This window comes from Coleofasciculus sp. LEGE 07092, assembly GCF_015207375.1.
GTDB lineage: Bacteria > Cyanobacteriota > Cyanobacteriia > Cyanobacteriales > Coleofasciculaceae > LEGE-07092.
Genome location: NZ_JADEWY010000011.1, coordinates 17,984 through 41,546 on the forward strand (window position 1 = coordinate 17,984; position 23,563 = coordinate 41,546).

18 protein-coding genes, 4 pseudogenes and 1 riboswitch are annotated in these 23,563 nt (G+C 46.6%); of the genes and pseudogenes, 13 read left to right on the plus strand and 9 right to left on the minus strand.

Annotation, left to right across the window (positions count from 1 at the left end; all coding sequences use genetic code 11):
* The first annotated feature begins 51 nt into the window (after nt 1–51).
* Nucleotides 52–735: a Uma2 family endonuclease gene (locus tag IQ257_RS04500; RefSeq protein ID WP_193877477.1), complete on the plus strand. Its 684-nt coding sequence runs from the start codon at nt 52–54 to the stop codon at nt 733–735.
* A gap of 129 nt (nt 736–864) precedes the next feature.
* Here the strand turns inward: IQ257_RS04500 and IQ257_RS04505 are convergent, their stop codons facing one another.
* The gene (locus tag IQ257_RS04505) at nt 865–1,548 is read right to left on the minus strand and encodes a PEP-CTERM sorting domain-containing protein (RefSeq protein WP_193877475.1); all 684 of its coding nucleotides are present in this window, start codon (nt 1,546–1,548) and stop codon (nt 865–867) included.
* Nucleotides 1,549–2,276: 728 nt separating this feature from the next.
* Nucleotides 2,277–2,366, minus strand: a pseudogene (locus IQ257_RS31360) (oxidoreductase); the annotation flags it as partial.
* A 229-nt stretch (nt 2,367–2,595) separates the two neighbouring features.
* On the opposite strand from IQ257_RS31360, the pseudogene IQ257_RS04515 reads away from it, so the two are divergent.
* The 5 genes and pseudogenes from IQ257_RS04515 to IQ257_RS04535 all read left to right on the plus strand — a co-directional run bounded on the left by IQ257_RS04515 (nt 2,596) and on the right by IQ257_RS04535 (nt 7,415).
* Nucleotides 2,596–3,469, plus strand: a pseudogene (locus IQ257_RS04515) (transposase).
* A 317-nt stretch (nt 3,470–3,786) separates the two neighbouring features.
* Nucleotides 3,787–5,745 (plus strand): glutamine--fructose-6-phosphate transaminase (isomerizing), encoded by a 1,959-nt coding sequence (gene glmS / locus IQ257_RS04520; RefSeq protein ID WP_193932938.1) that lies wholly within the window; start codon nt 3,787–3,789, stop codon nt 5,743–5,745.
* A gap of 249 nt (nt 5,746–5,994) precedes the next feature.
* The gene (locus IQ257_RS04525) at nt 5,995–6,372 is read left to right on the plus strand and encodes a papain fold toxin domain-containing protein (RefSeq protein WP_193873202.1); all 378 of its coding nucleotides are present in this window, start codon (nt 5,995–5,997) and stop codon (nt 6,370–6,372) included.
* Nucleotides 6,373–6,379: 7 nt separating this feature from the next.
* Nucleotides 6,380–6,847, plus strand: a complete 468-nt coding sequence (locus IQ257_RS04530) for a hypothetical protein (RefSeq protein ID WP_228060427.1) — start codon at nt 6,380–6,382, stop codon at nt 6,845–6,847.
* 211 nt (nt 6,848–7,058) lie between these two features.
* Entirely contained in the window at nt 7,059–7,415 is a 357-nt protein-coding gene (locus IQ257_RS04535) for a M48 family metallopeptidase (protein WP_193873201.1), read from the plus strand.
* Nucleotides 7,416–7,430: 15 nt separating this feature from the next.
* Here the strand turns inward: IQ257_RS04535 and IQ257_RS31365 are convergent.
* The 3 genes and pseudogenes from IQ257_RS31365 to IQ257_RS04550 all read right to left on the minus strand — a co-directional run bounded on the left by IQ257_RS31365 (nt 7,431) and on the right by IQ257_RS04550 (nt 12,116).
* Nucleotides 7,431–10,373, minus strand: a pseudogene (locus tag IQ257_RS31365) (tetratricopeptide repeat protein).
* 150 nt (nt 10,374–10,523) lie between these two features.
* A pseudogene (locus tag IQ257_RS31370) lies at nt 10,524–11,726 on the minus strand (CHAT domain-containing protein); the annotation flags it as partial.
* Between the two features lie 12 nt (nt 11,727–11,738).
* The gene (locus IQ257_RS04550; protein WP_193873200.1) at nt 11,739–12,116 is read right to left on the minus strand and encodes a trypco2 family protein; all 378 of its coding nucleotides are present in this window, start codon (nt 12,114–12,116) and stop codon (nt 11,739–11,741) included.
* 410 nt (nt 12,117–12,526) lie between these two features.
* Here IQ257_RS04550 and murJ point away from each other — a divergent pair, with 410 nt between their 5' ends.
* Nucleotides 12,527–14,137, plus strand: coding sequence for a murein biosynthesis integral membrane protein MurJ (gene murJ / locus IQ257_RS04555; protein WP_193873199.1), 1,611 nt, complete (start codon nt 12,527–12,529; stop codon nt 14,135–14,137).
* A gap of 37 nt (nt 14,138–14,174) precedes the next feature.
* On the plus strand, nt 14,175–14,396 hold the full coding sequence (locus IQ257_RS29780) for a hypothetical protein (RefSeq protein WP_193873198.1): 222 nt from the start codon (nt 14,175–14,177) through the stop codon (nt 14,394–14,396).
* Here the strand turns inward: IQ257_RS29780 and IQ257_RS04565 are convergent.
* A complete protein-coding gene (locus IQ257_RS04565; protein WP_193873197.1) occupies nt 14,393–14,623 on the minus strand; it encodes a hypothetical protein in 231 nt (76 codons plus the stop codon). The two genes, IQ257_RS29780 and IQ257_RS04565, sit on opposite strands and share 4 nt — an antisense overlap.
* 460 nt (nt 14,624–15,083) lie before the next feature.
* On the opposite strand from IQ257_RS04565, the gene IQ257_RS04570 reads away from it, so the two are divergent.
* Nucleotides 15,084–15,278 (plus strand): hypothetical protein, encoded by a 195-nt coding sequence (locus tag IQ257_RS04570; protein ID WP_193873196.1) that lies wholly within the window; start codon nt 15,084–15,086, stop codon nt 15,276–15,278.
* A 13-nt stretch (nt 15,279–15,291) separates the two neighbouring features.
* Here IQ257_RS04570 and IQ257_RS04575 read toward each other — a convergent pair whose 3' ends face one another.
* Together IQ257_RS04575 and IQ257_RS04580 are read right to left on the minus strand one after the other, a co-directional pair.
* Nucleotides 15,292–15,816, minus strand: coding sequence for a cyclic phosphodiesterase-like protein (locus IQ257_RS04575; RefSeq protein ID WP_322744185.1), 525 nt, complete (start codon nt 15,814–15,816; stop codon nt 15,292–15,294).
* A gap of 36 nt (nt 15,817–15,852) precedes the next feature.
* The gene (locus tag IQ257_RS04580) at nt 15,853–18,816 is read right to left on the minus strand and encodes a hypothetical protein (protein WP_193873194.1); all 2,964 of its coding nucleotides are present in this window, start codon (nt 18,814–18,816) and stop codon (nt 15,853–15,855) included.
* A 209-nt stretch (nt 18,817–19,025) separates the two neighbouring features.
* Here IQ257_RS04580 and IQ257_RS30645 point away from each other — a divergent pair, with 209 nt between their 5' ends.
* Nucleotides 19,026–19,151 (plus strand): hypothetical protein, encoded by a 126-nt coding sequence (locus IQ257_RS30645; RefSeq protein ID WP_265584455.1) that lies wholly within the window; start codon nt 19,026–19,028, stop codon nt 19,149–19,151.
* Here IQ257_RS30645 and IQ257_RS04585 read toward each other — a convergent pair.
* The gene (locus IQ257_RS04585; protein WP_193873193.1) at nt 19,132–20,310 is read right to left on the minus strand and encodes a hypothetical protein; all 1,179 of its coding nucleotides are present in this window, start codon (nt 20,308–20,310) and stop codon (nt 19,132–19,134) included. The genes IQ257_RS30645 and IQ257_RS04585 overlap by 20 nt on opposite strands.
* Before the next feature lie 52 nt (nt 20,311–20,362).
* Between IQ257_RS04585 and IQ257_RS04590 the strand changes: the two genes are divergently transcribed.
* The 3 genes from IQ257_RS04590 to IQ257_RS04600 all read left to right on the plus strand — a co-directional run bounded on the left by IQ257_RS04590 (nt 20,363) and on the right by IQ257_RS04600 (nt 23,561).
* The gene (locus IQ257_RS04590) at nt 20,363–21,199 is read left to right on the plus strand and encodes a sulfite exporter TauE/SafE family protein (protein WP_322744186.1); all 837 of its coding nucleotides are present in this window, start codon (nt 20,363–20,365) and stop codon (nt 21,197–21,199) included.
* Nucleotides 21,193–21,281, plus strand: a riboswitch (Fluoride riboswitch). (Overlaps the previous gene by 7 nt.)
* 98 nt (nt 21,282–21,379) lie before the next feature.
* Nucleotides 21,380–23,011: a cation:proton antiporter gene (locus tag IQ257_RS04595; RefSeq protein WP_193873192.1), complete on the plus strand. Its 1,632-nt coding sequence runs from the start codon at nt 21,380–21,382 to the stop codon at nt 23,009–23,011.
* A gap of 283 nt (nt 23,012–23,294) precedes the next feature.
* Complete coding sequence (locus tag IQ257_RS04600; protein WP_193873191.1) at nt 23,295–23,561, plus strand: BrnT family toxin; 267 nt, start codon at nt 23,295–23,297, stop codon at nt 23,559–23,561.
* Nucleotides 23,562–23,563: the final 2 nt, after the last annotated feature.

A 23,563-nucleotide genomic window follows, 5' to 3' on the forward strand; every position in this document is an offset into this window, starting at 1 on the left:
TCAACGCTAAAATGAACGTAATCATTAGCGATTACAGTTAGAGAGTGCCAGATGTCAATCAGTCCCACCATTTCTCCTCCTCCCCTAGAAAGTGGCGATCGCCTCACACGAGTAGAATTTGAGCGTCGCTATCAGCAAATGCCAGACAATAAAAAAGCCGAATTAATTGAAGGAGTGGTTTACGTGGCTTCACCCGTTCGCGCCAACCGTCACGGTAAACCCCATGCTCAAATTATCGGTTGGTTGTTAGTGTACGAGTCAGAAACTCCGGGTGCATATCTGGCTGATAATACTACAGTCCGTCTGGATGCCGATAACGAACCTCAACCGGATGCTTTACTGCGAATTGAACCGGAGGTAGGAGGAAATTCTCGGATTACTGAGGATGATTATATCGAAGGCGCACCGGAGTTAATTGTGGAAATAGCGGCTTCGAGTGCCTCTTATGACTTAAACGATAAACTGAATGCCTATCGTCGCAATGGTGTCCAAGAGTATATTGTGTGGCAAAGTTACGAAAATCGCATTGATTGGTTTCGCTTAGAAGAAGGACGATATGTTTCCGTAGAACCCGATGAAGCGGGGATTATTCGCTCTCGTATTTTTCCGGGATTATGGTTAGCGGTAAATGCATTGCGCGAGGGAAATTTAGCTGAGGTTTTGGCAGTGTTGCAGCAGGGAGTACAGACAGCGGAACATCAGGCATTTGTGCAGCGTTTGAATCCGCAGGGGTAATTAGGTATGTCATCCAAAAAACTATTTCAATTTCACTCATCATCGGGAATTAAACCAAGACAAAAGTCTCCCCTTCCAGAGAGACAGATAACGAGGATATATTAATTGAGTCGCTCAATACTCTCTCAGTTAATTGTTATCTTTATTCTTCTGCTTTTTGGAATTCTTTCTATTGAATAGCGCACCGAAGCCTAGAGCCGTGGCAGAACCGAAAATAGTCATAGGTTCAGGAACAGGTTGGGGAGGAGTATTATTCATCTCAACCCCAAACGTTAGTGGTTGAAATGAAGTACCAGTAGCATTGGTTGTGACTGATAAGGAGCTAACCGGGTCATTAAATTGAATAACTCCATTATGAAAACTACTGCCCGGTACAGACAGGGTATTTCCGCTAACCGTTGCCGCTCCGAGTCCAGAGAGAATGGTAAAGGGCTGATCAAATGCATAAGTAACTGGATCAGCGCCTGAAAAAGTTCCTCGCCAAAAGACAGGATATAACAACAGATCAGAAACAGGACTCGAAAAAGTAGCAGTCCAGTCACTACTTACCCTGTAAGAAGTAGTTTGTTGGGAACTGGAAAGGGGAGCCGCCGCATAATTACTACCGGATAGATCCGTAGAAAAAAATTGGACTCCAGCCGAAAAATTCACATCGACTCCATTTAACTCTCCCATGGTAGGAGTTGCCCAGTTTACCCCAACTGTAGCTGCCATTGTTGGCGCAGAAAACGCAACAAATGTGCCAGTGACGGCAGTAGCAGCGATAGCAATGGATTGAGACAAGGCTTGAGAACGTACCATTAATTGCTTCATGTTATTAGATATATAAGGGTTTAATTTGCTTCAGTAATTAAATTGTTATCCCCCCCCTTTTTTTGTCAAGAACTATTCTGAAACTTTACGGAAGCTTTAACTTCTACAAACAACCGATTTACGAATTGAGATGACCGATAGTGCTGATACAGTAAGGGTTGAAGGGATTTTTATTTTTAAATATTTGTATAAAGTTTTGATGAAGAAGATAAGGTCGAAAAAATCTTTTCCTACCTTTCCTACCTTTTTAAACCTCTATTTATGATTCATCCTGCGGTTAAAGTAAGCGGCTAGATGCGGATGAATCGCTAAAGCGCGATCGGCTATGGTGATAAATGAACGTAAAAGCTAGAGAGTGCCAGATGTCAGTCCGTCCAAGGGTTTCCCCTCCTCCCTTAGAAAATGGCGATCGCTTCATTACATGAGATCGCTCGATGTCAACCCAATACTACTCGGTTAACCTCTCCCCCTGCCCTAGTAGAGAAGGGGGGCTGGGGGGGTTAGGTCAGCCAAATGCCGAGCAGTATTGGATGTCAACCTCAAGATTCAGGTATATTCAAAACATTGGCTTGTAACAGCAACCTCCGTTCCTCCACCCGTTCAGGACGATTCATCTGTAACAAGCGCACTGTCACCCGTCCAATTGCAGTCAACGGTATAATTTCGCTCTCCTCTAGCTGAAAATGATCCCGCCAGCGATCGCGCTCAGGCTAACCGCCAGCACATCCTTACCAGGGTTGCGTGGTTGGATTAATCGTAAATTCGTTCACGTTTGTGTCTTCTGGTTGGTCAATCGCAAATGCCACAACGTTGGCAACACAGCCGCGACACCATTGAGGACACCCTTGATATTGACCTCCCTGCCTAGTAGATCAATCAGGGCTTGGTTCTTCAGGACTTACTATGCTAAACCAACAGCTAGATAAGTAAATAAAGAGGAACTAAATTTATCAAGAAGTCAATTTAAGCGTTGCTATTCTTGACAAAGAAGCTGCCTATGCTGTTAACTATCAATCGAGAAAAGAGCGATTTGATACCTGGATAGCCATGCCTGCGAAAAAAAGCATAAAACTGCTGACCGAACTTTTGAATATAGAAGGAATAAAAGTCATCTCACATCGACAGCATAAAGGGATTGGAATAATGTTACAGATTGAGTCAATCCAGAAAGAAAGTATTTGTCCTCGTTGCGGAACAAAAAGCCATAGATTACACCAAAACCACCGATATATAATAAAAGATTTATCCTGGGGAGAAACTCAGGTGTTTCTAGAAATAAACAGACGACAGTTCAAGTGTAAGAAGTGTGAGAAACCCTTTAGTGAAGAGTTAAAATTTGAATGCTCAGGTAGTTGCCGACCGATTTCATGTAATGGCACAAATAAATAAAGAATTAGATGCACAAAGGAAGCGAGAAAAAAGACAAGTAGAAGATTTAATCAAAAAAGCTAAATCGCCTGAAGAAAAAACAGAGCCAGAGAAAGTTTTAGAGGGATTGACGCTTCAACTTCGCTCAACGTCAAAGAAAAGTAAATATGTCTTGCTGAAGAACGAAGAAGACCTAAGTGAAGAGCAAAAAGCCAAACTTATTCAAGTCAAAGATGTATCTCCTACTCTCAAAATGATGCATGAATTAAAAGAGGAAATCCGCCAAATTTTCGCTCAGACAGAGCATTGGTTAACCGGATTATTTCAACTGGGGAGATGGTTATCAGAAGCCTCAAAATTTTTTCCCGGCAGCCATTCGACTATTATTCGTTGGCTGGATGAGATAATTGCTTACTTTGATCACAGAACGACTAGTGGTGTTGTTGAAGGAATTAACAACAAGCTCAAGCTCATAAAACGTTCGGCTTACGGCTTTAGAAATTTTGAAAATTACCGAATTAGATGTTTGCTTAATTGGCATTTTATTTATTAGTTTAGCATACTAAGTCCTGAAGAGCCCATTTTTTTACATATAGCTAGCGGTTCTCTCTTATATGAGGTAAAATGTAATACCCTCGCATCCCCCTTATAAAGGGAGACTCGAAGCTCAAAGACTTACCTCACAAGACTAGGAAGCGGTATAACTAGATAAACTCTTCTTCTAGAGGAAGACTATTAAATCAAACGTATCAACCTAGCTCCGGGAGAGTCGAATCTATATCTAAACCCACCTCCAACTCAAATCTGGCTAACCTTCCAAATCGTCGAATAAGATGTTGAAAGCATCAAGCAGTAGGAGTGAGCGGTCAAATGTGCGGAATTGTCGGCTACATTGGCACCCAAGCAGCTACAGATATTTTGATAGCAGGGTTAGAGAAACTCGAATATCGGGGCTATGACTCTGCCGGAATTGCCACCGTCTTGGAAGGAGAGATTCACTGCGTTCGAGCAAAGGGCAAACTCCACAATTTGCGTGAGAAGCTGGAACGTCTGGAAAATCCAGCACAAATCGGTATCGGACATACCCGTTGGGCAACCCACGGCAAGCCAGAAGAATATAATGCCCATCCCCACATGGATACAGCTCGGCGGGTGGCAGTTGTGCAGAATGGAATTATTGAAAACTACCGGGAGTTGCGAGAGGACTTGAAACAGCGGGGACATGAATTCCGCTCTGATACCGATACCGAAGTCATCCCCCACCTCATCGCGGAATTTTTGCCAGAAACCCCCCCATCCCATACCTCACACCCTACACCCCTCTTAGAGGCAGTGCAGAAAGCGGTTAATCTGTTAGAAGGAGCGTTTGCGATCGCGGTTATCTGTGCTGACTATGCCGATGAACTGATTGTGGCACGGCAGCAGGCTCCTTTAACCATTGGTTTGGGGCAAGGGGAATTTTTCTGTGCTTCCGATACCCCTGCACTCGTCCCCCATACCCGTGCAGTGTTAAATCTGGAGAATGGGGAATTAGCACGGTTGACTCCCTTGGGAGTGGAAGTGTATGACTTTGGGGGTGAACGCCTCAGAAAATTCCCCCGCACCCTCACTTGGAATCCTGTGCAAGTGGAAAAGCAAGGGTTCCGCCATTTCATGCTCAAGGAAATTTACGAGCAACCGGGAGTAGTGCGGACGTGTTTGGAGACGTATCTCAATAAAGATTGGGATGGGAGCAGGGGAGCAGAGGAGCAGGCTTGCCGTGAGCGTCAGTCGAACGGGAGCAGGGGAGCAGGGGAGAATATTCTGTCCCCAATTCAACTGGGTATTCCGGAGTCGCTGTATGAAAATTTAGAACAGATTCAGATTCTGGCTTGCGGTACGAGTTGGCATGCCAGTTTAGTGGGGAAATACCTCTTAGAACAGTTGGCGGGGATTCCGACGATGGTGCATTATGCCTCTGAGTATCGCTATGCACCGTCACCCCTGATGAAAAATATGCTGACGATTGGTGTCACGCAGTCGGGAGAAACTGCCGATACCCTGGCGGCGCTGGATATGGAACGACGGCGGCGTAGTGGTTTGGCTGTAGATTATCAGCCACGACTGCTGGGAATTAGCAACCGTCGGGAAAGTTCCTTGGCTCATTTGGTGCCTCACATTATTGAAACCCATGCGGGAATTGAAATTGGGGTGGCGGCGACGAAGACGTTTGTGACTCAGTTGATGGCGTTTTACTGCTTGGCGTTGGATTTGGCGTATCGGCGGCAAAGTGTGTCTGTGTCACGAATTGAGGAAATTATTACGGGTTTGCGGCAGCTACCTGCTCAAATTGAGCTAATTTTGGAGAGTCAAGAGGGGTATATTGAGGAGTTGGCTCACGAGTTTGCTGAGACTCAAGATTTTATCTTTTTAGGACGGGGAATTAATTTTCCGATCGCTCTAGAAGGAGCACTGAAACTTAAGGAAATTAGCTACATTCATGCCGAAGGGTATCCAGCCGGGGAGATGAAACACGGACCGATCGCTCTGTTGGATGTTAAGGTGCCGGTGGTAGCGATCGCTATGCCGGGTAGTGTTTATGAAAAGGTGCTCTCGAATGCCCAGGAAGCCAAGGCGCGAGATGCTCGTTTGATTGGGGTGACACCGATTAATGAGCAAGAGGCGGCTCAAATCTTTGATAGTTTGCTATCAGTGCCAGCAGTAGAAGAGTTACTTTCGCCGATTTTGGCGGTGATTCCGTTGCAGCTTCTGGCGTATCACATTGCGGCGCGGCGGGGGTTGGATGTGGATCAGCCGAGGAATTTGGCGAAGTCGGTGACTGTAGAATAGCTGGCAGTTATCGGTTTGACACTTGTGTAAGAGCATAATTAGCTGAACTGAGCTGAAGGTTCATCAAAATCGTTCGAGTTAACAAGAAGGCGCTCGATTGAACCGTAAAAATATACAAGTTCAAGCTGATCGCCTTAAATTTTGAAGACTAACCTAGTGGGCTGTCAAGCCAACTTCTAACCATGAGCGATTGGCGGCGTTGGTGGAGGTGGGAGGTTGATTGAGGAAGAAATTCGAGTCAGCTAAACGATGAATCAGGAAAGCACAAAACGCCCGCAAGATTGGACTGATGAGGAAGTTTTTGCAGAAATCGGTAAAATCGTTGTTAAATTTCCTCTTCTACAATGCGATCGCTGTGCTAAAGCCGTGATGGAATGGGTAGAAACAAATGGCATTGATGGAAAAATCCTAAAACTCAGAACTCGGAATCTCAGAGAACGATATATTATCAGCGATCGCTTTGGTGAAAATGAGTCAATTACTGAGAATGGACAGCATTATGGGGTAGAGGTACGAGGACGGATTTTTGATAATTTATCACCGGAGGGTTTGTTAAAAGAAGATTGGCTGAAGGATTTTTCTTGTCCGAGTGGACAGTTTATCGTTGAAGAGTTAGAGGAGTTATAAGAGAGATATGAGTGGATTGTATGAAACGCTGCACAAAATTAAGCAAAAACCGGGGATGTACTTGGGGACACCTTCCCTGACAGCACTCCGTTTTTTTCTAGAGGGGTATGAATTTGCTCGTGATGAGTTAGGAATAGAATCAACAGAGCAAGAGTTAGAGTTTCACGGGGAGTTTCAATCTTGGCTGCAAAAAAAGTTTAACCTTGAGACGGTTAGCTCTTGGGCAAAAGTTATTTTGCTGTATTCGGCAGATGAAAAAGCCGCGTTTACCTATTTTTTTGATTTACTGGATGAGTTTTTACAACGACATCAGATTTTAGAAGGAACTGACTCTCAAGTAACCAATGGCAAAGGTAAGGGGATTAAGGAGAATGGGAGTAAAACTGAGTTAATGGCTCTATTAGATAATTTATCTGAGGATTCGTTAGTTCAAGTCCGGGAGTTTGCTGAGTCTTTAAAGCAGGGAAATGGATAGCTTGATGGAGGTTTGAGAAGAAAAGGTGACGCACAATCCGATTAGGAAAATATCGAAGGCAACCGCCACGCCCTCTCCTGGCTGAGGGGCGAACAATCCATCTTTGTCCCCGAAGAAAACCGGGAACGCAACATCAAACTTATCGATTTCGACAACTGCGATCGCAACCTATGATTAATGTCACCAACACCCTTTTGAAACTCCAGTGAATATGAGATGCACAACTGAATTAATTTGTCAAGATACTGATAATTTGCGATCGCTCGTGCATCACTGGGCAACCAAAATCGGCGTAAACGTGCAGCAAATTCACCTGCGCCCGATGAAAACCAAGTGGGCATCGATGTCCACCACTGGGCGCTTAACCCTAAATACGGACGTGCTTACCCTACCGCAGGAGTTGGCAGAATTTGTGATTGTTCACGAACTGGTGCATCTGCTGGTTCCCAATCACGGCAAGGTATTCAAAAGCTTCATGTACGCCTATCTGCCTGATTGGGAGGAACGAGAACAGCAGTTGCAGAGCAACTATGGAAAAACCATAAATACTAATTGTCAAGACGGATAGAGTTCAACTAAGCTTTTAGGATGTGGTGCGATCGTCGCGCAAGGATTGCAGATTCTTACGGATAGTATTCGTGTCGGGATGATTAACTCCTAGTTGTCGTTCAGCAATTTCTAAAGCTTGCAGATACAACGGCTCGGCTTCGGCGTACCTACCTTGAGAATAGTAGAGATGAGCCAGATTGTTCAGGCTGATGGCGACATCACGATGCTCCTCTCCTCGCAGGCGTTTAATCAACTCTAAAGCTTGCAGATACAATGGCTCGGCTTCAGCGTACCTTCTTTGAGACTTGTAGAGATTAGCCAGATTGTGCAGGCTGGTGGCGACGTAAGGATGCTTCTCTCCCAGCAGGCGTTTAATCAACTCTAAAGCTTGCAGAAGCAACGGCTCGGCTTCGACGTACCTTCCTTGAGACGAGTAGAGTCGTGCCAGATTGTACAGGCTGGTGGCGACATCGGGATGTTCCTCTCCCAGCAAACGTTTCCATAGTTCTAAAGCTTGTAGATACAACGGCTCGGCTTCGGCATACCTTCCTTGAGACGAGTAGAGTAGAGCCAGATTATTCAGACTGGCGGCGACATGGGGATGCTCCTCTCCCAACAGGCGTTTCCATAGTTCTAAAGCTTGCAGAAACAACGGCTCGGCTTCGGCATACCTTCCTTGAAACTTGTAGAGTATAGCCAGATTGTTCAGGCTGGTGGCGACATGGGGATGTTCCTCTCCCAGCAGGCGTTTCCATAGTTCTAAAGCTTGCAGAAACAACGGCTCGGCTTCGGCGTACCTTCCTTGAGACTTGTAGAGTTCTGCCAGATTGTTCAGGTTGGCGGCGACATCAGGATGTTCCTCTCCCAGCAGGCGTTTACTCAACTCTAAAGCTTGCAGATACAACGGCTCGGCTTCGGCATACCTTCCTTGAGACAAGTAGAGTATAGCCAGATTGTTCAGGCTGGTAGCGACATCGGGATGCTCCTCTCCCAGCAGGTGTTTTCTCAACTCTAAAGCTTGCAGATACAACGGCTCGGCTTCGGCATACCTTCCTTGAGACTTGTAGAGTTCTGCCAAATTGTTCAGGCTGGCGGCGACATCGGGATGCTCCTCTCCCAGCAGGCGTTTCCATAGTTCTAAAGCTTGCACCAATAACGGTTCGGCTTCGGCATACCTTCCTTGAGAATTGTAGAGTTCTGCCAAATTGTTCAGGCTGGCGGCGACAGCAGGATGCTCATCTCCCAGCAGGCGTTTCCTCAACTCTAAAGCTTGCACAAATAACGGTTCGGCTTCGGCATACCTTCCTTGAAACTTGTAGAGTATAGCCAGATTGTTCAGGATGTTGGCGACATCGGGATGCTCCTCTCCCAGCAGACGTTTCCTCAACTCTAAAGCTTGCAGATACAACGGCTCGGCTTCGACGTACCTCCCTTGAGAATAGTAGAGTAAAGCCAGATTGTTCAGGCTTAAGGCGACATCGGGATGCTCCTCTCCCAGTAGGTGTTTTCTCAACTCTAAAGCTTGCAGATACAACGGCTCGGCTTCGGCATACCTTCCTTGAGACTAGTAGAGTACTGCCAGATTGTTCAGGCTGGAGGCGACATCGGGATGCTCCTCTCCCAGCAGGCGTTTTCTCAATTCTAAAGCTTGCAGATACAACGGCTCGGCTTCGGCGTACCTTCCTTGAGAATAGTAGAGTAAAGCCAGATTGTTCAGGCTTAAAGCGACATCGGGATGCTCTTCTCCTAAGCGTCCTCTCGCTGTTATCAAACATTGCTCGATCCAAGGTTCTGCCCGACTGTAGGCTCCTTGACCCATGTAAAACTGCCCTAAGCCACAAAACGGCGAAATTAAGTCTTCATCACTAAACCAGTCCTTCTGGTGTTCTGCGGCTTCGACAAGGTGGGGGATAGTGGGTGCGGCGGCGATGATATCTTGTTGCGTCGGGGTTTCGGGAATTTGCCGTGCGGCGGCTGCCATCGCCTGACAGAACCCTCGTTTGAGTTGCTCTGCCTCGGCTAATTGTGCCAACTTAATCCTCAAGAATTCTCGAATTAGTTGATGCAGTTGATAGCTCCCTTGACCACGACGCTCTAGTAAACTGAGATTCAGCAGCGCTTCATCTCTAGCATCCTCTAACGATTCCTTTTCTTGGTCGGGCAAAGATTGCTCCACCAACGACCAAGGAATGGGCGCAAGCGCAAACAGACTGAGCAGACAAGCTAATTGTTGAGCTAACTCATCAAGTTCCTGCCAACTCAACTCAAAGGCAGCAGCAACTCCCAACCGTGCCGTCATATCTTCAGAGCGCTGTTGCAGCGAACGATGCTCTAATCCTAATCGTTGCCGCATTTGAGCGAGGGACAAATCCGGTTTGCGCTTCAAATACCGCCCTACCAACTCCAACCCCAAGGGCAAATATCCCAACTCTGCACACAGTTGTTTAGCTTGGTCGAGTTCCCTATGGATGCGCTCCTCCCCAACAAATGACACCAACAGCTTTATCGCCGCATCTTCAGGGAGAACCTCCAAGCGTAGCAACTCAAAAGATTCCCCTAACCCTTGTCGTCGGGTTGTAATCAGTACTTTAAATCGAGGTTCGGCTGGGGGCAAATAGGGCTTGATTGTTTCATAGCTCCTGACATCATCGAATACCAGCAGTACCTCACCCCCTCGCCAATGCCGCCAGCAGTAAGCCACCTGTTCTGGCAAATCCAGCCCGTCTGGTATCTGCACATCTAACTGAACCCTGGCAAAGCTGATAATTTGAGTTCCTACATCGGCTTCCGCTGCCTGCAACCAGCACAATCCTCCGGGGTAAGTCCCCTGTTCCTGATGAGACTGGGCATATTGCAGCGCTAGTTCAGTTTTGCCAACGCCTCCCATTCCAGCAATGGCACAAATGGCGACTCGTTCCTTCTGCTGCAACTGTTCGTGTAGTGTTTTGAGGGCTTCATCCCGCCCGACGAATTGAATAACACCACTGCGCGGTAGATTCGAGGGAATCTCTTCTGGACGAATACCAGCAATGGTAGGGGTAGCAAACAGTTGACCGCCCTGATTATCTCGCCAGCGCAGATAGAGAACTGGACGATACCACTGGTTGCCGTCAGCCCCCATCGCCTCTCGTCCCTGATTGACAGCTACAGTGAGAGAATCTTTCTGCCCCAAAGACCGATAAAACTGTTCGGCAAACTTAGTAGCCGCCTCGACACTGACCGAGTATTGCATCGCCACCACTGCCGGAACGCGATGACCGATTAAGTTTTGCGCTGTGCCATTAAATACGGATTCTCCAGCGACTGCCATTCCCGATTGACAGGCACTCAGCACCACCAAAGCCACCCCACCCGTTTGATGAGTACCGTCGCTTAAACGAGTCTGGTGTAGCAGCGTTCCCAATTCTTTGGCACTGATATAATCGGCTTCACCCTCCTCATCCTCAAACACCAGATATCCTTGAGGGTCAGGCAGTGGAGCAAGACAAGCTTCTTTTTTACAGCGTTCGACCTTGATTCCCTTATACATCGCACCGCACTGCTGACACCGCTTGCCAAACAAACCGTGTCCGTCAAAGTGCAGAACGTGGGGCGCTTCCTTGCCTCGGTTTTCGGTGAGATACGTTCTCAGTTCCTGGAAGGTGGGATACTCCAGTTCCCTCAGACAAATATGTCCGGCATCGCTTGCCTTCTCCAGTCCTTTACGAATCGCTTGCTGTTCCTGTTTCGAGAGCCGTTTGAGTCCCATTTGTGAGTCAAACGCTGCCGATGACACCAACAGCACATTCACCTGTTCGACTGGCGGTAAGGAAGGTGGTGCAGTATCGTGGGCAATGTATCGAGAGAAACCGAGCTGGTGATGGAGTAAAAAACGCTGCCCATCATGCAGCAGTTCCCAAGGGTAATCGGCTAGACGCGATCGCTGTACTGCATCCGCTTCTAACTTTAACTGCACCAGCAGTTGGGTATTTTTTTCTTCGGCTTGGCGCAGTGAGGAATGTAAGGCTCTCTCGACCTTAGAACCGGGAGGAAACAGGGCGCGATAAAGTTCTTTACCAATACTGGCTTGATAATCGGGATGGAACGTTGTCCGGTCAGCCGCCAAAATCTCAGCCTCAACCATCCATTCCTGTTCACCCTCTCCCACAAAGCTCTCCGAACGGAAGCTGGCACTTTCCAGCGTTTTGATCAGAGTGATTCGCCTATCTTGAGAACCGTCACAGAACGGCAGTGATGACTCCGTTTCCCCCTCACCCGCTGGCGATTGAGTGACGATAACTTTAAACCGAGTGGCATCAATGGGTGAGAGGTATAACTCAAATAGTTCCATGAGTCTGCTGGCTTATGTTCCGAAGCCTTCGTTTAAGTTCGCGTCGCTATCGCCTTTCAAGATTCCATCAATACTTTTCTCCACCAGTTCGTTCAAGCGTTCCGGATGGCGTTTTTTGTACAGACCCAAAAGAGTTTCTTTGTTAACAATAGGAGAAAGCTTAACCTTGACTTTTTGTACATCATCCCGACTACCTCCCCCACCTAAGTCTACGACGTAGATTTTTATTCCTCCCTTGGCTTCCTTCTTTACCGTTACTTGGAGTTCGAGTTCCACCTCATCCACACTCAACAGGGGAATGTCAGTCTCGCCTTCCAGGGAGGGAGCAAGTAGTTCCCGCTTCACCTGCTCAATCAGTTCCGCCAGCCCGATGGTGCTTTCTTCTGCCACGCTGCAATTACTCCTGTATCGGTTGGTTTAATTCTCTACACTCTGAATTTCTGGAGCTTTTCAGGCGCTTAACCCATGCTCTCCAGTTCTTTTATAGCCTAGTCAAGCCGACAAGATATAGCAACAGACATATCGGTTAGGACATTATATTTAGCCGTAAAGGGAACAGGGAACAAGCAAAAGGCAACAGAGAAATGTCCTAACAATTGAGGCTTCTGCTATAGCAGAAGCCTACGAAAACCGACAAATTGACACCCAAGTAGCCCTAAGCGAGTTTGAAAAGCTAGCTCACTTGCGAGAATTGCGCTGAAACTGCTACTACTCCCCATTTCCTATTCCCTTTTCCCTGAGGCGAATCACCCGATTCAGGATTAAATAGTAGGAGTCTCTAGAGTCAGTATTAACCCTTTGTGTCTGAACCCTCAAAACCTTCTCGTTCCCTCGCCGGAATTGCCGGAATTGTAGCCGTTGCTACCCTGATCAGTAAAATCTTTGGACTGGTGCGCGAACAAGCGATCGCGGCAGCCTTTGGTGTAGGTGCGGTTGTCAACGCCTACGCCTACGCCTACGTTATTCCCGGATTTTTACTCATCTTACTGGGTGGGATTAACGGACCGTTTCACAGCGCCCTTGTTAGCGTTTTGGCAAAGCGGGATAAATCGGACGCTGCCCCCTTGGTGGAAACCGTGACGACTCTGGTTAGCGGCATTCTGCTATTAGTCACCCTTGTCCTAATTCTCTTTGCTGGAACCTTCATTGATATTTTGGCACCCGGTTTGGATGAGACAACCCGTGCGATCGCCATCCAGCAACTACAAATTATGGCACCGTTAGCCGTCCTTGCTGGACTCATTGGTATCGGTTTCGGCACCCTCAATGCTTCTGATCACTATTGGTTGCCCAGTGTCAGTCCTCTATTTTCCAGTTTGGCAGTCGTACTCGGTGTTGGCTGGTTGGCGTTCTCATTAGGAGGACAAATTGACAATCCTCAATACCTCCAACTCGGCGGTATGGTTTTAGCCGGCGGAACGTTAGCTGGTGCAATTTGGCAGTGGTTGATGCAACTCATCGCTCAGTGGCGTTCTGGGATGGGTAAGCTGCGCCTGCGGTTTAACTGGCGTATTCCGGGTGTCATGGATGTGATGCGAGTTATGGCACCCGCTACCCTATCGTCGGGGATGCTACACATTAACGTTTACACCGATTTGTTTTTTGCATCCTTTATCCCCAATGCAGCAGCAGCCATGCGGTATGCCAACTTTATTGTATTAACGCCGGTGGGCATTATTTCCAATATGATCTTAGTGCCAATGCTGCCTGTATTCTCCCGACTAGCGGCACCAGAAAATTGGTCAGATCTAAAACTCCGCATTCGTCAGGGATTGCTGCTCACTGCCCTCACCATGTTACCCCTGACTGCCATCTTTCTATCCCTATCCGTTCCCATCGTGCGAGTTATTTACGAACGCTACGCCTTTGAAAAAGAAGCCTCTCTGGTTGTTGCTCCCGTTTTAATGGCATATGGTCTAGGTATGTTCTTTTATCTAGGACGAGATGTTTTAGTCCGGGTATTTTATGCTTTGGGGGATGGTGAAACGCCCTTTCGCATTAGCATGGCAAACATTTTTCTGAATGCTCTGCTCGATTATCTATTAGTCAATGCCTTTGCCACACCCGGTTTAGTCCTGGCAACCATTGGAGTTAACATTACCTCAATGGGGTGGCTGTTGTGGATATTGAACCGCAGACTTAATGGTTTACCCTTAGCAGAATGGGGTTTAGCACTTTTGGCGCTAACCGGTAGCAGTTTGGTTGCTGGATTAGGGAGTTGGGGCGTTAGCTGGGGCTGGCAGCAATGGTTTGGCAGTGGCAATCTACTTCTTCAACTCTTACAAATCAGTCTTTCTATGCTAGTTGCCTTCGCTATCTTTGCCGTCTTCGTCGTACAACTCAAGTTACCCGAAGTCGATATTCTAGTCTCCCGCCTCCGTCAGAAGTTTGGTAAACGAACGTCTCGTTAATGCAGATTCTTTTTTTAAATAGCGCTGTCCGTTTTTCATGACAATCCGAACCCTTCCTGTGGTGGGCTTTTCTGATGACACAAAGGTGCCAGATGCCGTCGCTACAGTCTGCTTTTGGGCAACGGCAGCATCAATTCCTTGTGGGGTAACTTCTGCTTGCAACCCTGGGGCAATAGCTCTAGATATGAACTCAGAAAAACCATTCCTCCGAAGCCAGTCCGATTACTCAATTGGCTGTCACGAAACAATCTGTACTTAAACGTCCCATTCGCGGCATACCGTCAGAAGTCTGTCTAGGGTTTCTTCCAAATCTTTCCACTCACTAAATAACAAATCTGCTTCCCTTGGCGCTAACGAAACATCGGCATCCAAGTCATTCAACAAAATCTCTCCATCCCATTCTTCAAAGAAGAGTGAATCATCCCACTCTTGTAATAGAATTTCCACATCTTGTTTGCCTAATGATCTGTTTCCTAGTCCTTTCATGGTTAATTCTCCAGATAATTCCCGGATAACTAAAAATGTTGAGTTGAATTACCCTTTTAATGATCGCTCTATCTCCAGAAAAAAACTGTAATTTAGTAACTTCAAAAGAGTGATTCTCATCACAGAAAAATATGATATATGGATAAATAATTTGTGATTTAAATAAATTGGATTAGTGATGTATATCACAGGAAAAGAATCCTGAACTTACACCGTCAACTACCAGCTAATGGAAGGGGTTTACCGCCAGAAAAAAAGGCAGGACTAGCAGAGAAATAAATCCTACGTTTACTTTAACTTTTTTTCGTTTTCTTTACAAGAGTTTACAAAATTAGGTCTAATTAATCCAACCGACTCAATTATTAATCAATGGTGTTCAGTTTGTGATACTCTGATAGAGTCAACCGTATCTTCTCTTCTGCTTCCCCAGCGTTCTCTCACGCTGGTGGTTTCTTAAATAATGTCTACCTACCTTTACGGCAAAGCAAGCAGTAAAGTCAGTAAAATGTCAATCAGGGAACAACTCGTCCGTCTGAAACTGGGATTAATCTTGCTGTGGAATAAACTCAGACTCTTCGCAAAATATCGGCAGAAGTTTTACCTAAAGCTTATCTGGGTAGAATTGCTTAGTTTTCCCAGCCGCGTGTTTGGTTAAGACAATTTAATGATTAACCCAGTTGTAGCTGACAAATGACTTGCCAGTCTTCTACATCCTCTCGGCTGCGAACTTGTGGCGGCGTAGAAATCGCTCTTATCTCATCAAACACCACCTCTGACTGAGGAAAAACTAACTCCGTCACTAATTTTCGTTGAGTTTTCTCGCTCAATGGCTTATAAATCAAACTTAAATGAGGATTGAGAAGGTAATCTGAGGGTTTGGCACAGTGACAGCGCAGGGTTTCGGAAATCTGGCTTAGACTTTCCGAAGCATAAAACTGCACAAATAACGTTTTAGTAAATTCATTACTATAGTCGAGCTTATTTACCCTTAAGGTTAAGGGGTGAACTCCATCAATCGCCTGATCAATCAGTGCAGCCGGAGAGTCTGTGAGACTACACTGTCCTGTATAGATCGTAACGTGGGGAGTAAACAGAGGAGCATCGTACTCTTTGGCAAGAAAATTGAGGGTTTCCTGAAAAAATACCCGATCTTCTGCTGACGGCATTAACCAAAATGCTATTTTAGTTTTCACGGTTTTTAGAGTCAACATCGATAAGCCGTTGTCCCATCATGCCCCAAAATCATCAAGAGAAATATTGAGCAAGTCAGGGGGAATCACCCCGCAATCGACTGACACCTTGTGACTCTCCCTGTCGCTATCGAGTTCCACAGCGATCGCTTCAAACCGAATTTCTACCGTACCAAAAGGCACTACCAACTGAGTCAACGCCTCTAACTCTCCTGATTCGTTGGGAATCAAATCCATTAACCAGCGCGGTCCGTCTAACAGAGAGCGACTCTGCCGATCCTGAACCCACAGTTTAACACCCAAACGAGCTGGATGAGATGCCAATTTGACACGCACCAGGACAGGTTCTCCAGCCGCAAGTTCCATAGCCGGGATATAGAGTTCTGGTGTGGGCAGGGGCGGCAATCGATCCAAGCGGGAAGAACTTTCTGGCTTGGGTTGAGTCGATATCTTAGACGTTGCAGCCCCATTACTGCCATCTCCTGAAGGTTCTTCCTCTGACAATTGTTCGTCATCTACGACAATTTCCCGAGCATTCCACTCGGCGGGATCAGTAATGCGTGGCTTTTCCGGTTCGACAGAGGCTTTGAGTTCGGCAGATTCAGAGGAAACACTCCCGAATTCTTCCGTATCCTCATCCCAAATCGATTCATCAAAATCACTCATCTCTGAGCCTGCTCCTGGGGGGAGTGTGGCGTCTTCCACCTCCGGAAATACAGTCTCTATCTCCGTAGATAAACTATCCAGCTCGATTTTTGATGCCATCTCCTCTTCTTCTCGTGCCTCAGCCGCAGCGTCACATAAGAGTAATTCCGACTTCAACCACTCTGACAACTCATTGTCTCCGACTAACGCATTCAACCGTAACCAAAAACGATCTTCGACATTTAACGCTTGGAAAGCGCGATCAACTTCTGTCGGCACTTCAACAACGGGTTGGGAAACGAGAGCCTTAGGGAGGGCATTCTGGGACGTCTCTGGCTCAGACTCTGTTGTTGATTCCCAAACATCTGAAATTTCGGTGGTTTTGGAGGTATCTAGCTCGGAATCGGCAACTGAAGATGCTTTCTCTAAAGACGGTACCTCGTCTTGGTTGTTGACAGTATCATTAATTTGTGTATCAGAGGGGGATGGTAACGAGGATACCTTTTCCTTCACCCCTTCATCAGCAGTATCCCTGCCTTCAGAACTGGTAAACTCTTCGCTTTTTGTCTCAAGATGCTGCTGTTCTTGCTCCTCAGTTGAATCAGCCGGTGAAGTGGGGGCTTGTTCTTTAGATTGATCGGCTGGCACTAGGGCAACGAAATGCGATCGCTCAGTTGCTTGTGTTTCCAACTTCACCTCAACCGAGTCAACTACCTTGGCAAAACTGGGTAGATCCAGAGGTTTTGATACCCCCTGACTCTCCGGTTGTTGGTAAATTTGCGGCGGTAAGAATTGTTTCGATGAGGGTTGGGAGAGCAAGGTTTGGCGATTTTGAGGAAAGTCTACCAAGTCCAACCAACTCTGATTAGCGGATACGGAGGCGTCTGAGTCTTGGTTTAGAATATCTGCTGAATTGCCATTCTCCTCAGATACAGCTTCACTGTTCGATTGAATTGTTTCTAATAATTCATCTAAATCAACCGTCACGGTAAAGGGTTGACTGGCTAAAGCGTGTGATGTTGACTCGTAAAGGGAGACTTTCCCCAAAAGCAAACAACTCTTGCCGTCTGGCGGCATATCTAGAGTATGACTGAACGTCAGGGGAAGCGTCTGTGCAGACAGGGGCTTTCGTATATCTAGTAGGACTTGTGAGGTTTGGGGATGACGTAGTTCGTAATGTAAGGTGCCTTGGAAAAGAGTAGTACCCGAATCAACCGTTGCACAGCCATGAAGCTGATTAACATCAAGTACATCCACTTGCCCGGTAATAGTCAAGGGTTCTTTTCCCTTTGCGACTACGGCTTCTTCATCGAGGGTTAAAATCAATCCTTGCCACTGGGTTTCTGACAGCAAGGGTAATTCTGACTCGGACGTGACAGCAGGCTCTGAATCTGGAGGCTCAGGCTGCTCAAATTCTTGGATAACAGGATCGATGACTTGCTGCAAGACTTCTTCGAGCATTTGCAGCGATTGTTCCAAGATGGGATTGGGAACAGTAGACGTGCCATTAGTCCCGTTCGTTACTGGAATTTCGGGTTCGGGAATTTCTATTTTTTTGGCGGTGACAGGGGGCGGGAAATCTGCGTTAGTGTCCTCTGTATTTGTCAGAGTAGTTTCTTGGTACGGTTCGGGCTCAACCGTTTCAGTCACATCAGTTTGAGTGGTGTCTGAGGTGGTGAGGGGGGCTAGGGGAACGACTTCAGTTTCGGTTTCAGTTTCGGTTAAATGAGGTTCAACCGAGGGGTTGAAATCGGAATTCACAGAGGCGGGTTCGCTGCCATTCGTTTGAACCGTGTCAGTAGCTGCTAAAAGTTTTAGAAGACTTGCCTCCGGTTCTGGTGGTTTCAGTTCTGCAACTGGCTCTGAGTCAGAATGGGCAGGAACTTGTTCTGGTTCTGCCGTTGGTTCACTCATTTCTGCCGCTGATGTTGGTGTGTCGGTAGGCAGAACTGCCCTAACAGTCGGTACGATTTGTAGTTGAACGGCTTCCTGCCAGGAATCCCCCAGAAAATCGGACATAATGTCGCCACAGCAGCGTAGTTCCCACAAACCTGGCTTGAGGTAAGTGAAGGGAATAACCACCATTAACCCTTCTGGGTTGGTGCGGCACGATCGCTTTTGATACCGTCGCTTTGGTGGCACTTCGTCGGTACTCTGATGAGTCAGACAAATTTCCACATCGGTGTTGATGCGGTTAGAGTGAACTACAACCCGATACCGACCAGCTTCCAATTCTATCTTGGCGGACTTGACGGGCAGCCACGAGCGATCGCCCTCTTTCTGGAGTAGAAATTCCCAATATTCCATAGCGGTTAGCGATTCTTCTATATAGCCATTAGTTTGGACTAGGGAAAGCACTTTCGTCTATACACAATGCCCTGGGCAAAAAACAGCAACTATTACGTGAACGGATTTTAACTCTGGGCTAATAGCTTAAGTCCATTGAAACTGATAACTTGCACCTTTGTCGATAAGCCCGAAAATCAGCCCGGAGTTCAAACTCCGGGCTAATAGCTCAAGTCCACAAAGCGTGGACTAAAACTCTTATCCAGTCGTATGCAAGACGAATGCAAGCTATGAGACAGTGGTTTAAACCACTGGCGGTTAGTGAGACTTTTGCCCAGTCGGATGAAAGACGACGCGATCGCATCATGTCGTTGAGTCCTGCAAATGCTAAGGAGACACAACTCTAAATCCTGTCGCTTCTAAGATTGCTTTAGAGCCTTTCCGAACTCTCAGACTTGTTGAATTTTTAGTTTCATCGGGACGATCTGGATTCTCAATTGGCTGCTCAATCACATAGGAATAATCTCCATTTATCCACCCCATCATGCATACTCCATCCCTACAGGTAACGCGCCCCCCTGTTAAATCAATACAATTTCCCTGAGGATCGCATCCCCGATAACTCAAATTTCCAGTACCATTAACTCCCGACCAAGAGTTTATATTACTGATCGTGATTGTCCACTCGTCATTACTGAGAGTTTGCGAATTACCTGAATTTTCAGAGTTTCCTTCCCCTACAATTTCCATACTGGTAATGAGGGATTCTATTCGCGTCTTACCACAGGGTTCAATACTTTCGCAATCATTAACGGGAACTCTTTCATACAAGAGGCGTACTTTCTGATTTAAGAACTTATTTGAATTTTCGCAGAGTTCAAAAGTAGCACCAATATTATGCTCAATGTTGTTTTCATCAACAAGGGTGACATAACACATCAAATCCCCGTTAACCATATCTTTGACGGTGGCAACTGTGGGGTTTTCAGGGGAAGCTGGGGTTTCAGAGGTTGATGTAAAAACTTGGGTTAGTTGTGTCCCATCCCAGGCGTAGTAGCTAGTTTCCAGCCAGTCGGGTTTATTTGCTGGGAAATTTTCCGGCGGATTAACAACAAGTAGCCGACTATCAAGCTGAAACGTTACGTCTGCCTCAGCCGCATTATCTAACATATAAACCGAACCTGTTTCAGCATTAACAATGCTAACGACTTGACAACTTGTACCACATCCCCATGTCACAACCGTGTATTTAGCCGCAAAATTGGGTCCTTGCTTGGCTCCTTGTTGCAAAACAGTTCGGAATCTTCTGGCTTGAGGGTGGCTGGCTAGATTAACGGGTGCAGGACTACCAGAGAAACTTTCTGTGGCTGGATAATCATCGAATCTTGGAGCCTGAGATCCTTGCTGGATAGCACTCTCTGACCCTAAAATTTTCCTACTGCCGTTGACTGTATTGACTGGAGATACCGTAGCTTGAGGGGTTGGAGATTCAGTCGCAGAGGGTGGTAAAGAACTGCAAGCGATCGCTAACGCTAGTGTAAGTCCTGAAATTACGATAGTTTTCATACATTAATTTCACTTAGTCCGAAGAAAGGAGCGATCGCACCCTTTCAGTTCAGTGGCAAAGCCAATCGCGTTTCTAAGGATAGAATTTGTAGCGCCACCTAAAACAACGTCTCTCTTGAGTGTAATTCAACTTCTTCCTCTAATTGCCATTTTCTTTCTAACTAGCATCATCAGCACTGTGACGGGTAGTACTTCACTGCTTACAGTACCTGTGATGCTTCAGTTTGGCATTGAACCGCGCACTGCTATTGCCACCAATATGCTAGCCTTAACCTTCATGAGTATCGGCGGCACGTTACCTTTTATTGGCAAAAGCACAATTGATCGACACCGCTTACCACTGCTAATTGTCCTAACCCTAGTGGGTTCAATTTTGGGTGCATTACTGGTACTGGTTGTGCCGTCGAAAGCGATGCCCAGGATAATTTCTATCTTGATGATTGCCGTTGCTGGTTTTACAATTGCTAAACGGAATGCTGGAGTCGTTCCAGTCGAGGGAAAACCGTCACGATTAGCAGAACTAGCGGGATATTTAGTCACCTGCGTACTGGGAATCTATGGAGGTTTCTTTAGCGGCGGCTACGTCACGATGCTTACAGTAGCCTATGTTACGCTCTTTCAGATGACATTTGTCGAGGCGGTGGCGAGTACGAAACTTATTAATATTTTCTCTTCGCTGGTTGCTACTATTATATTTGCAGTGCGTGGGATAGTAGATTACCAACTTGGTATTATTCTGAGCCTTACCATGTTCGTGGGTGGAATTATTGGCTCACAGGTTGCTCTTAGATTGAGTAATATCTGGTTGCGACGTATCTTTCTGGTAGCAGTAGTTGCCCTAGCACTCAAGACACTATTATATGATTTAAAAGATTCTATAAAAAACTAAATGGCGATGGAGCTCGCCAAAACCGCCTGCCAGTCCTAGCGTTGATTGTAAAGACTGAAAAGCTGATGGCTCCTACTTTCCTGGCTTGCTGCCGGAGAGTAGGGCTATGGAAATTTTTCACGGAACCCCTCACGTCTAGCAAGCCGTTGTTCGCAACCAGCTTATAGAGAGAGGGGTTTAATGTTAGCGAGTGCGCTGTGGATTTTATTGATGGGCTTTTTTGTCAGTCAGATTGCCCGTCGTTTAGGTGTTCCACCGTTGATTGGCATGATTGGGGTGGGGATTGTTCTGGGTCCGCAAGTGGGAAATGTTATCAGTCCAGAGGTACTAGAGGCAGCCGATAACCTGCGAATGGTTGCCGTGATGGTTATCTTGATGAAGGCGGGATTAGGACTGGATCGGGAAAAGCTGCGTTCTCAGGGAAGTGTGGCGTTGCGGTTAGGATTTCTGCCAGCCGCATTCGAGGCAATTGCGATCGCGTTCGCCGCCATCTGGATCTTTCAATTTGACTTGGCAACTGGATTACTCCTAGGTTGCATCATTGGTGCAGAATCTCCGGCGGTAATTGTTCCTGGAATGCTGCGACTGAAAAGTTTGGGTTGGGGTGTAACTAAGGGAATTCCCGATGCCATTCTGACGGGGAGTGCATTATCAGATGTGCTGTTATTACTCCTATTTAGTTTACTCCTAAGTTTTCTGGGTCAGGGAGGAATTGAAACCATCACGCTACCTGGAGGCGTTACTGTTTCTTCAGTGCAATTGCTACCGCTTCAAGTGCTAGTAGAAATCGGACTTGGGGTTTTAATCGGCTACGCGGCTGCTCGTTTAATTGTTTCGCTTTTAACCGAACAAAGCTGGACACAAAACACGGTTCACGATGTTCTGATTGCGGCTGGAATTGCTCTGTTATTGGTGATGGTTGAGAAAAGTTTGCCTTATTCTGGCTACTTAGCAGCGATGGCGATGGGGTTCTTTTTGATTGAGTTGGATGCACCCCTTGCTCGATGCCTGCGTGGTGGATTTGATAGCCTCTGGGTTGTTGCAGAGATTGTCTTATTTGTCTTATTGGGAGCTAGCGTTCAACTCCAGGTATTAGGAACTACTGTTTTACCGGGACTTTTAGTGTTAGGGATTGGGTTGTTTGTGGGTCGCCCAGTCGGTTGGTATCTCTCAACATTAGGTAGTAATTGGACGTGGACAGAACGGCTGTTTTTACTTCCTGGAAATATGGCAAAAGCAACGGTGCAAGCGGCGATTGGTGCTATTCCTTTAGCGAGGGGAATTGATGGGGGAGAAATTATCTTAGCTATTGCTGCGCTTTCAATTTTGACTACAGCACCGATTGGCGCTTGGGCAATTCCCACCTTTGCCCCAAAATTATTGGAACGGGGAGAAGTTGATTTGACTAAAGTCACTGTAGCAACTCGTACCGTGCTGTTAGCGGCAGTGGATACGTCTCCCCTGGCAACAGAAGTTTTAACGAAAGCGGCAAGCATGGCAAGGCGGATGGATGGTACAGTGATTGTGTTACACGTCATGAATCTTGAAGAAAAAGAGGCAGTCGAAAAGCTGCGCGATCGCACTCAACGATTGCTTTCAGATATTCGTTATCAGTTTATCCTCGTTAAGGGTTCAGTTCCAGAGGAAATTATTAGTGTGGCGCAAGAGTATCAAGTGACAGATATTGTGATGGGGAAACGGGGACATCAACCTTGGGAACAGGTGCGAGTCGGTTCTGTGTCACAAGCTGTTCTAGAAATGAGTTCTGTTCCTGTCATTTTGGTGGAAGATGGGCAACTAAATTTGTTGTGAAACGCTGCAATTTTTGATAGCCATAGTTGGGGTGCGATCGCTTGCTGAGATAAGCTCCGTTGCGCCCAATTCCAAGCTTGCCAGAGTTTACGAGCGAATGGCTCCAGCTTGCGGTAGACTTCGTATGCCTGGTATGCTTGTCCAACCGTGACTTGATTAAGAGCAGGGGATAATTTTTGCATTCACCGATCCGTGTCTATCGTCTCTAATCTAGGCGGGATAATAGAGTCTTCTTGGGTGTTCGTACTCAGCTAATATGCACAAATGTACATATAATAGTTAAATGACGTATCAGTGGGACGGCGACAAAGCAGCCACTAATCTTCGTAAGCATGGTATTGATTTTGCTGATGCAGTGTCAGTCTTTGCAGACGATCTGGCAATTACTATCCCGGATGAACGTTTTGATGAAGAACGGTTTATCACAGTGGGGATAGATGCCTTTGGTCGAGTCTTAGTGGTTGTTTATACATGGCGTGGCGATGAGATTCGAGTGATTTCTGCCCGCAAAGCTACACGTCGTGAACGAAAGCAATATCAGGAGGGGTAACT

Coding starts and splice junctions, on each gene's coding strand:
- IQ257_RS04565 (WP_193873197.1), bottom strand. CDS start 14,623: ATGAAAGGACTAGGAAACAGATCATTAGGCAAACAAGATGTGGAAATT.
- IQ257_RS04530 (WP_228060427.1), top strand. CDS start 6,380: ATGAGTGGATTGTATGAAACGCTGCACAAAATTAAGCAAAAACCGGGG.
- IQ257_RS04600 (WP_193873191.1), top strand. CDS start 23,295: ATGACGTATCAGTGGGACGGCGACAAAGCAGCCACTAATCTTCGTAAG.
- IQ257_RS04500 (WP_193877477.1), top strand. CDS start 52: ATGTCAATCAGTCCCACCATTTCTCCTCCTCCCCTAGAAAGTGGCGAT.
- IQ257_RS04525 (WP_193873202.1), top strand. CDS start 5,995: ATGAATCAGGAAAGCACAAAACGCCCGCAAGATTGGACTGATGAGGAA.
- IQ257_RS29780 (WP_193873198.1), top strand. CDS start 14,175: ATGACAATCCGAACCCTTCCTGTGGTGGGCTTTTCTGATGACACAAAG.
- IQ257_RS04535 (WP_193873201.1), top strand. CDS start 7,059: ATGAGATGCACAACTGAATTAATTTGTCAAGATACTGATAATTTGCGA.
- IQ257_RS04595 (WP_193873192.1), top strand. CDS start 21,380: ATGTTAGCGAGTGCGCTGTGGATTTTATTGATGGGCTTTTTTGTCAGT.
- IQ257_RS04585 (WP_193873193.1), bottom strand. CDS start 20,310: ATGAAAACTATCGTAATTTCAGGACTTACACTAGCGTTAGCGATCGCT.
- IQ257_RS04505 (WP_193877475.1), bottom strand. CDS start 1,548: ATGAAGCAATTAATGGTACGTTCTCAAGCCTTGTCTCAATCCATTGCT.
- glmS (WP_193932938.1), top strand. CDS start 3,787: ATGTGCGGAATTGTCGGCTACATTGGCACCCAAGCAGCTACAGATATT.
- IQ257_RS30645 (WP_265584455.1), top strand. CDS start 19,026: ATGCAAGCTATGAGACAGTGGTTTAAACCACTGGCGGTTAGTGAGACT.
- IQ257_RS04570 (WP_193873196.1), top strand. CDS start 15,084: ATGTCTACCTACCTTTACGGCAAAGCAAGCAGTAAAGTCAGTAAAATG.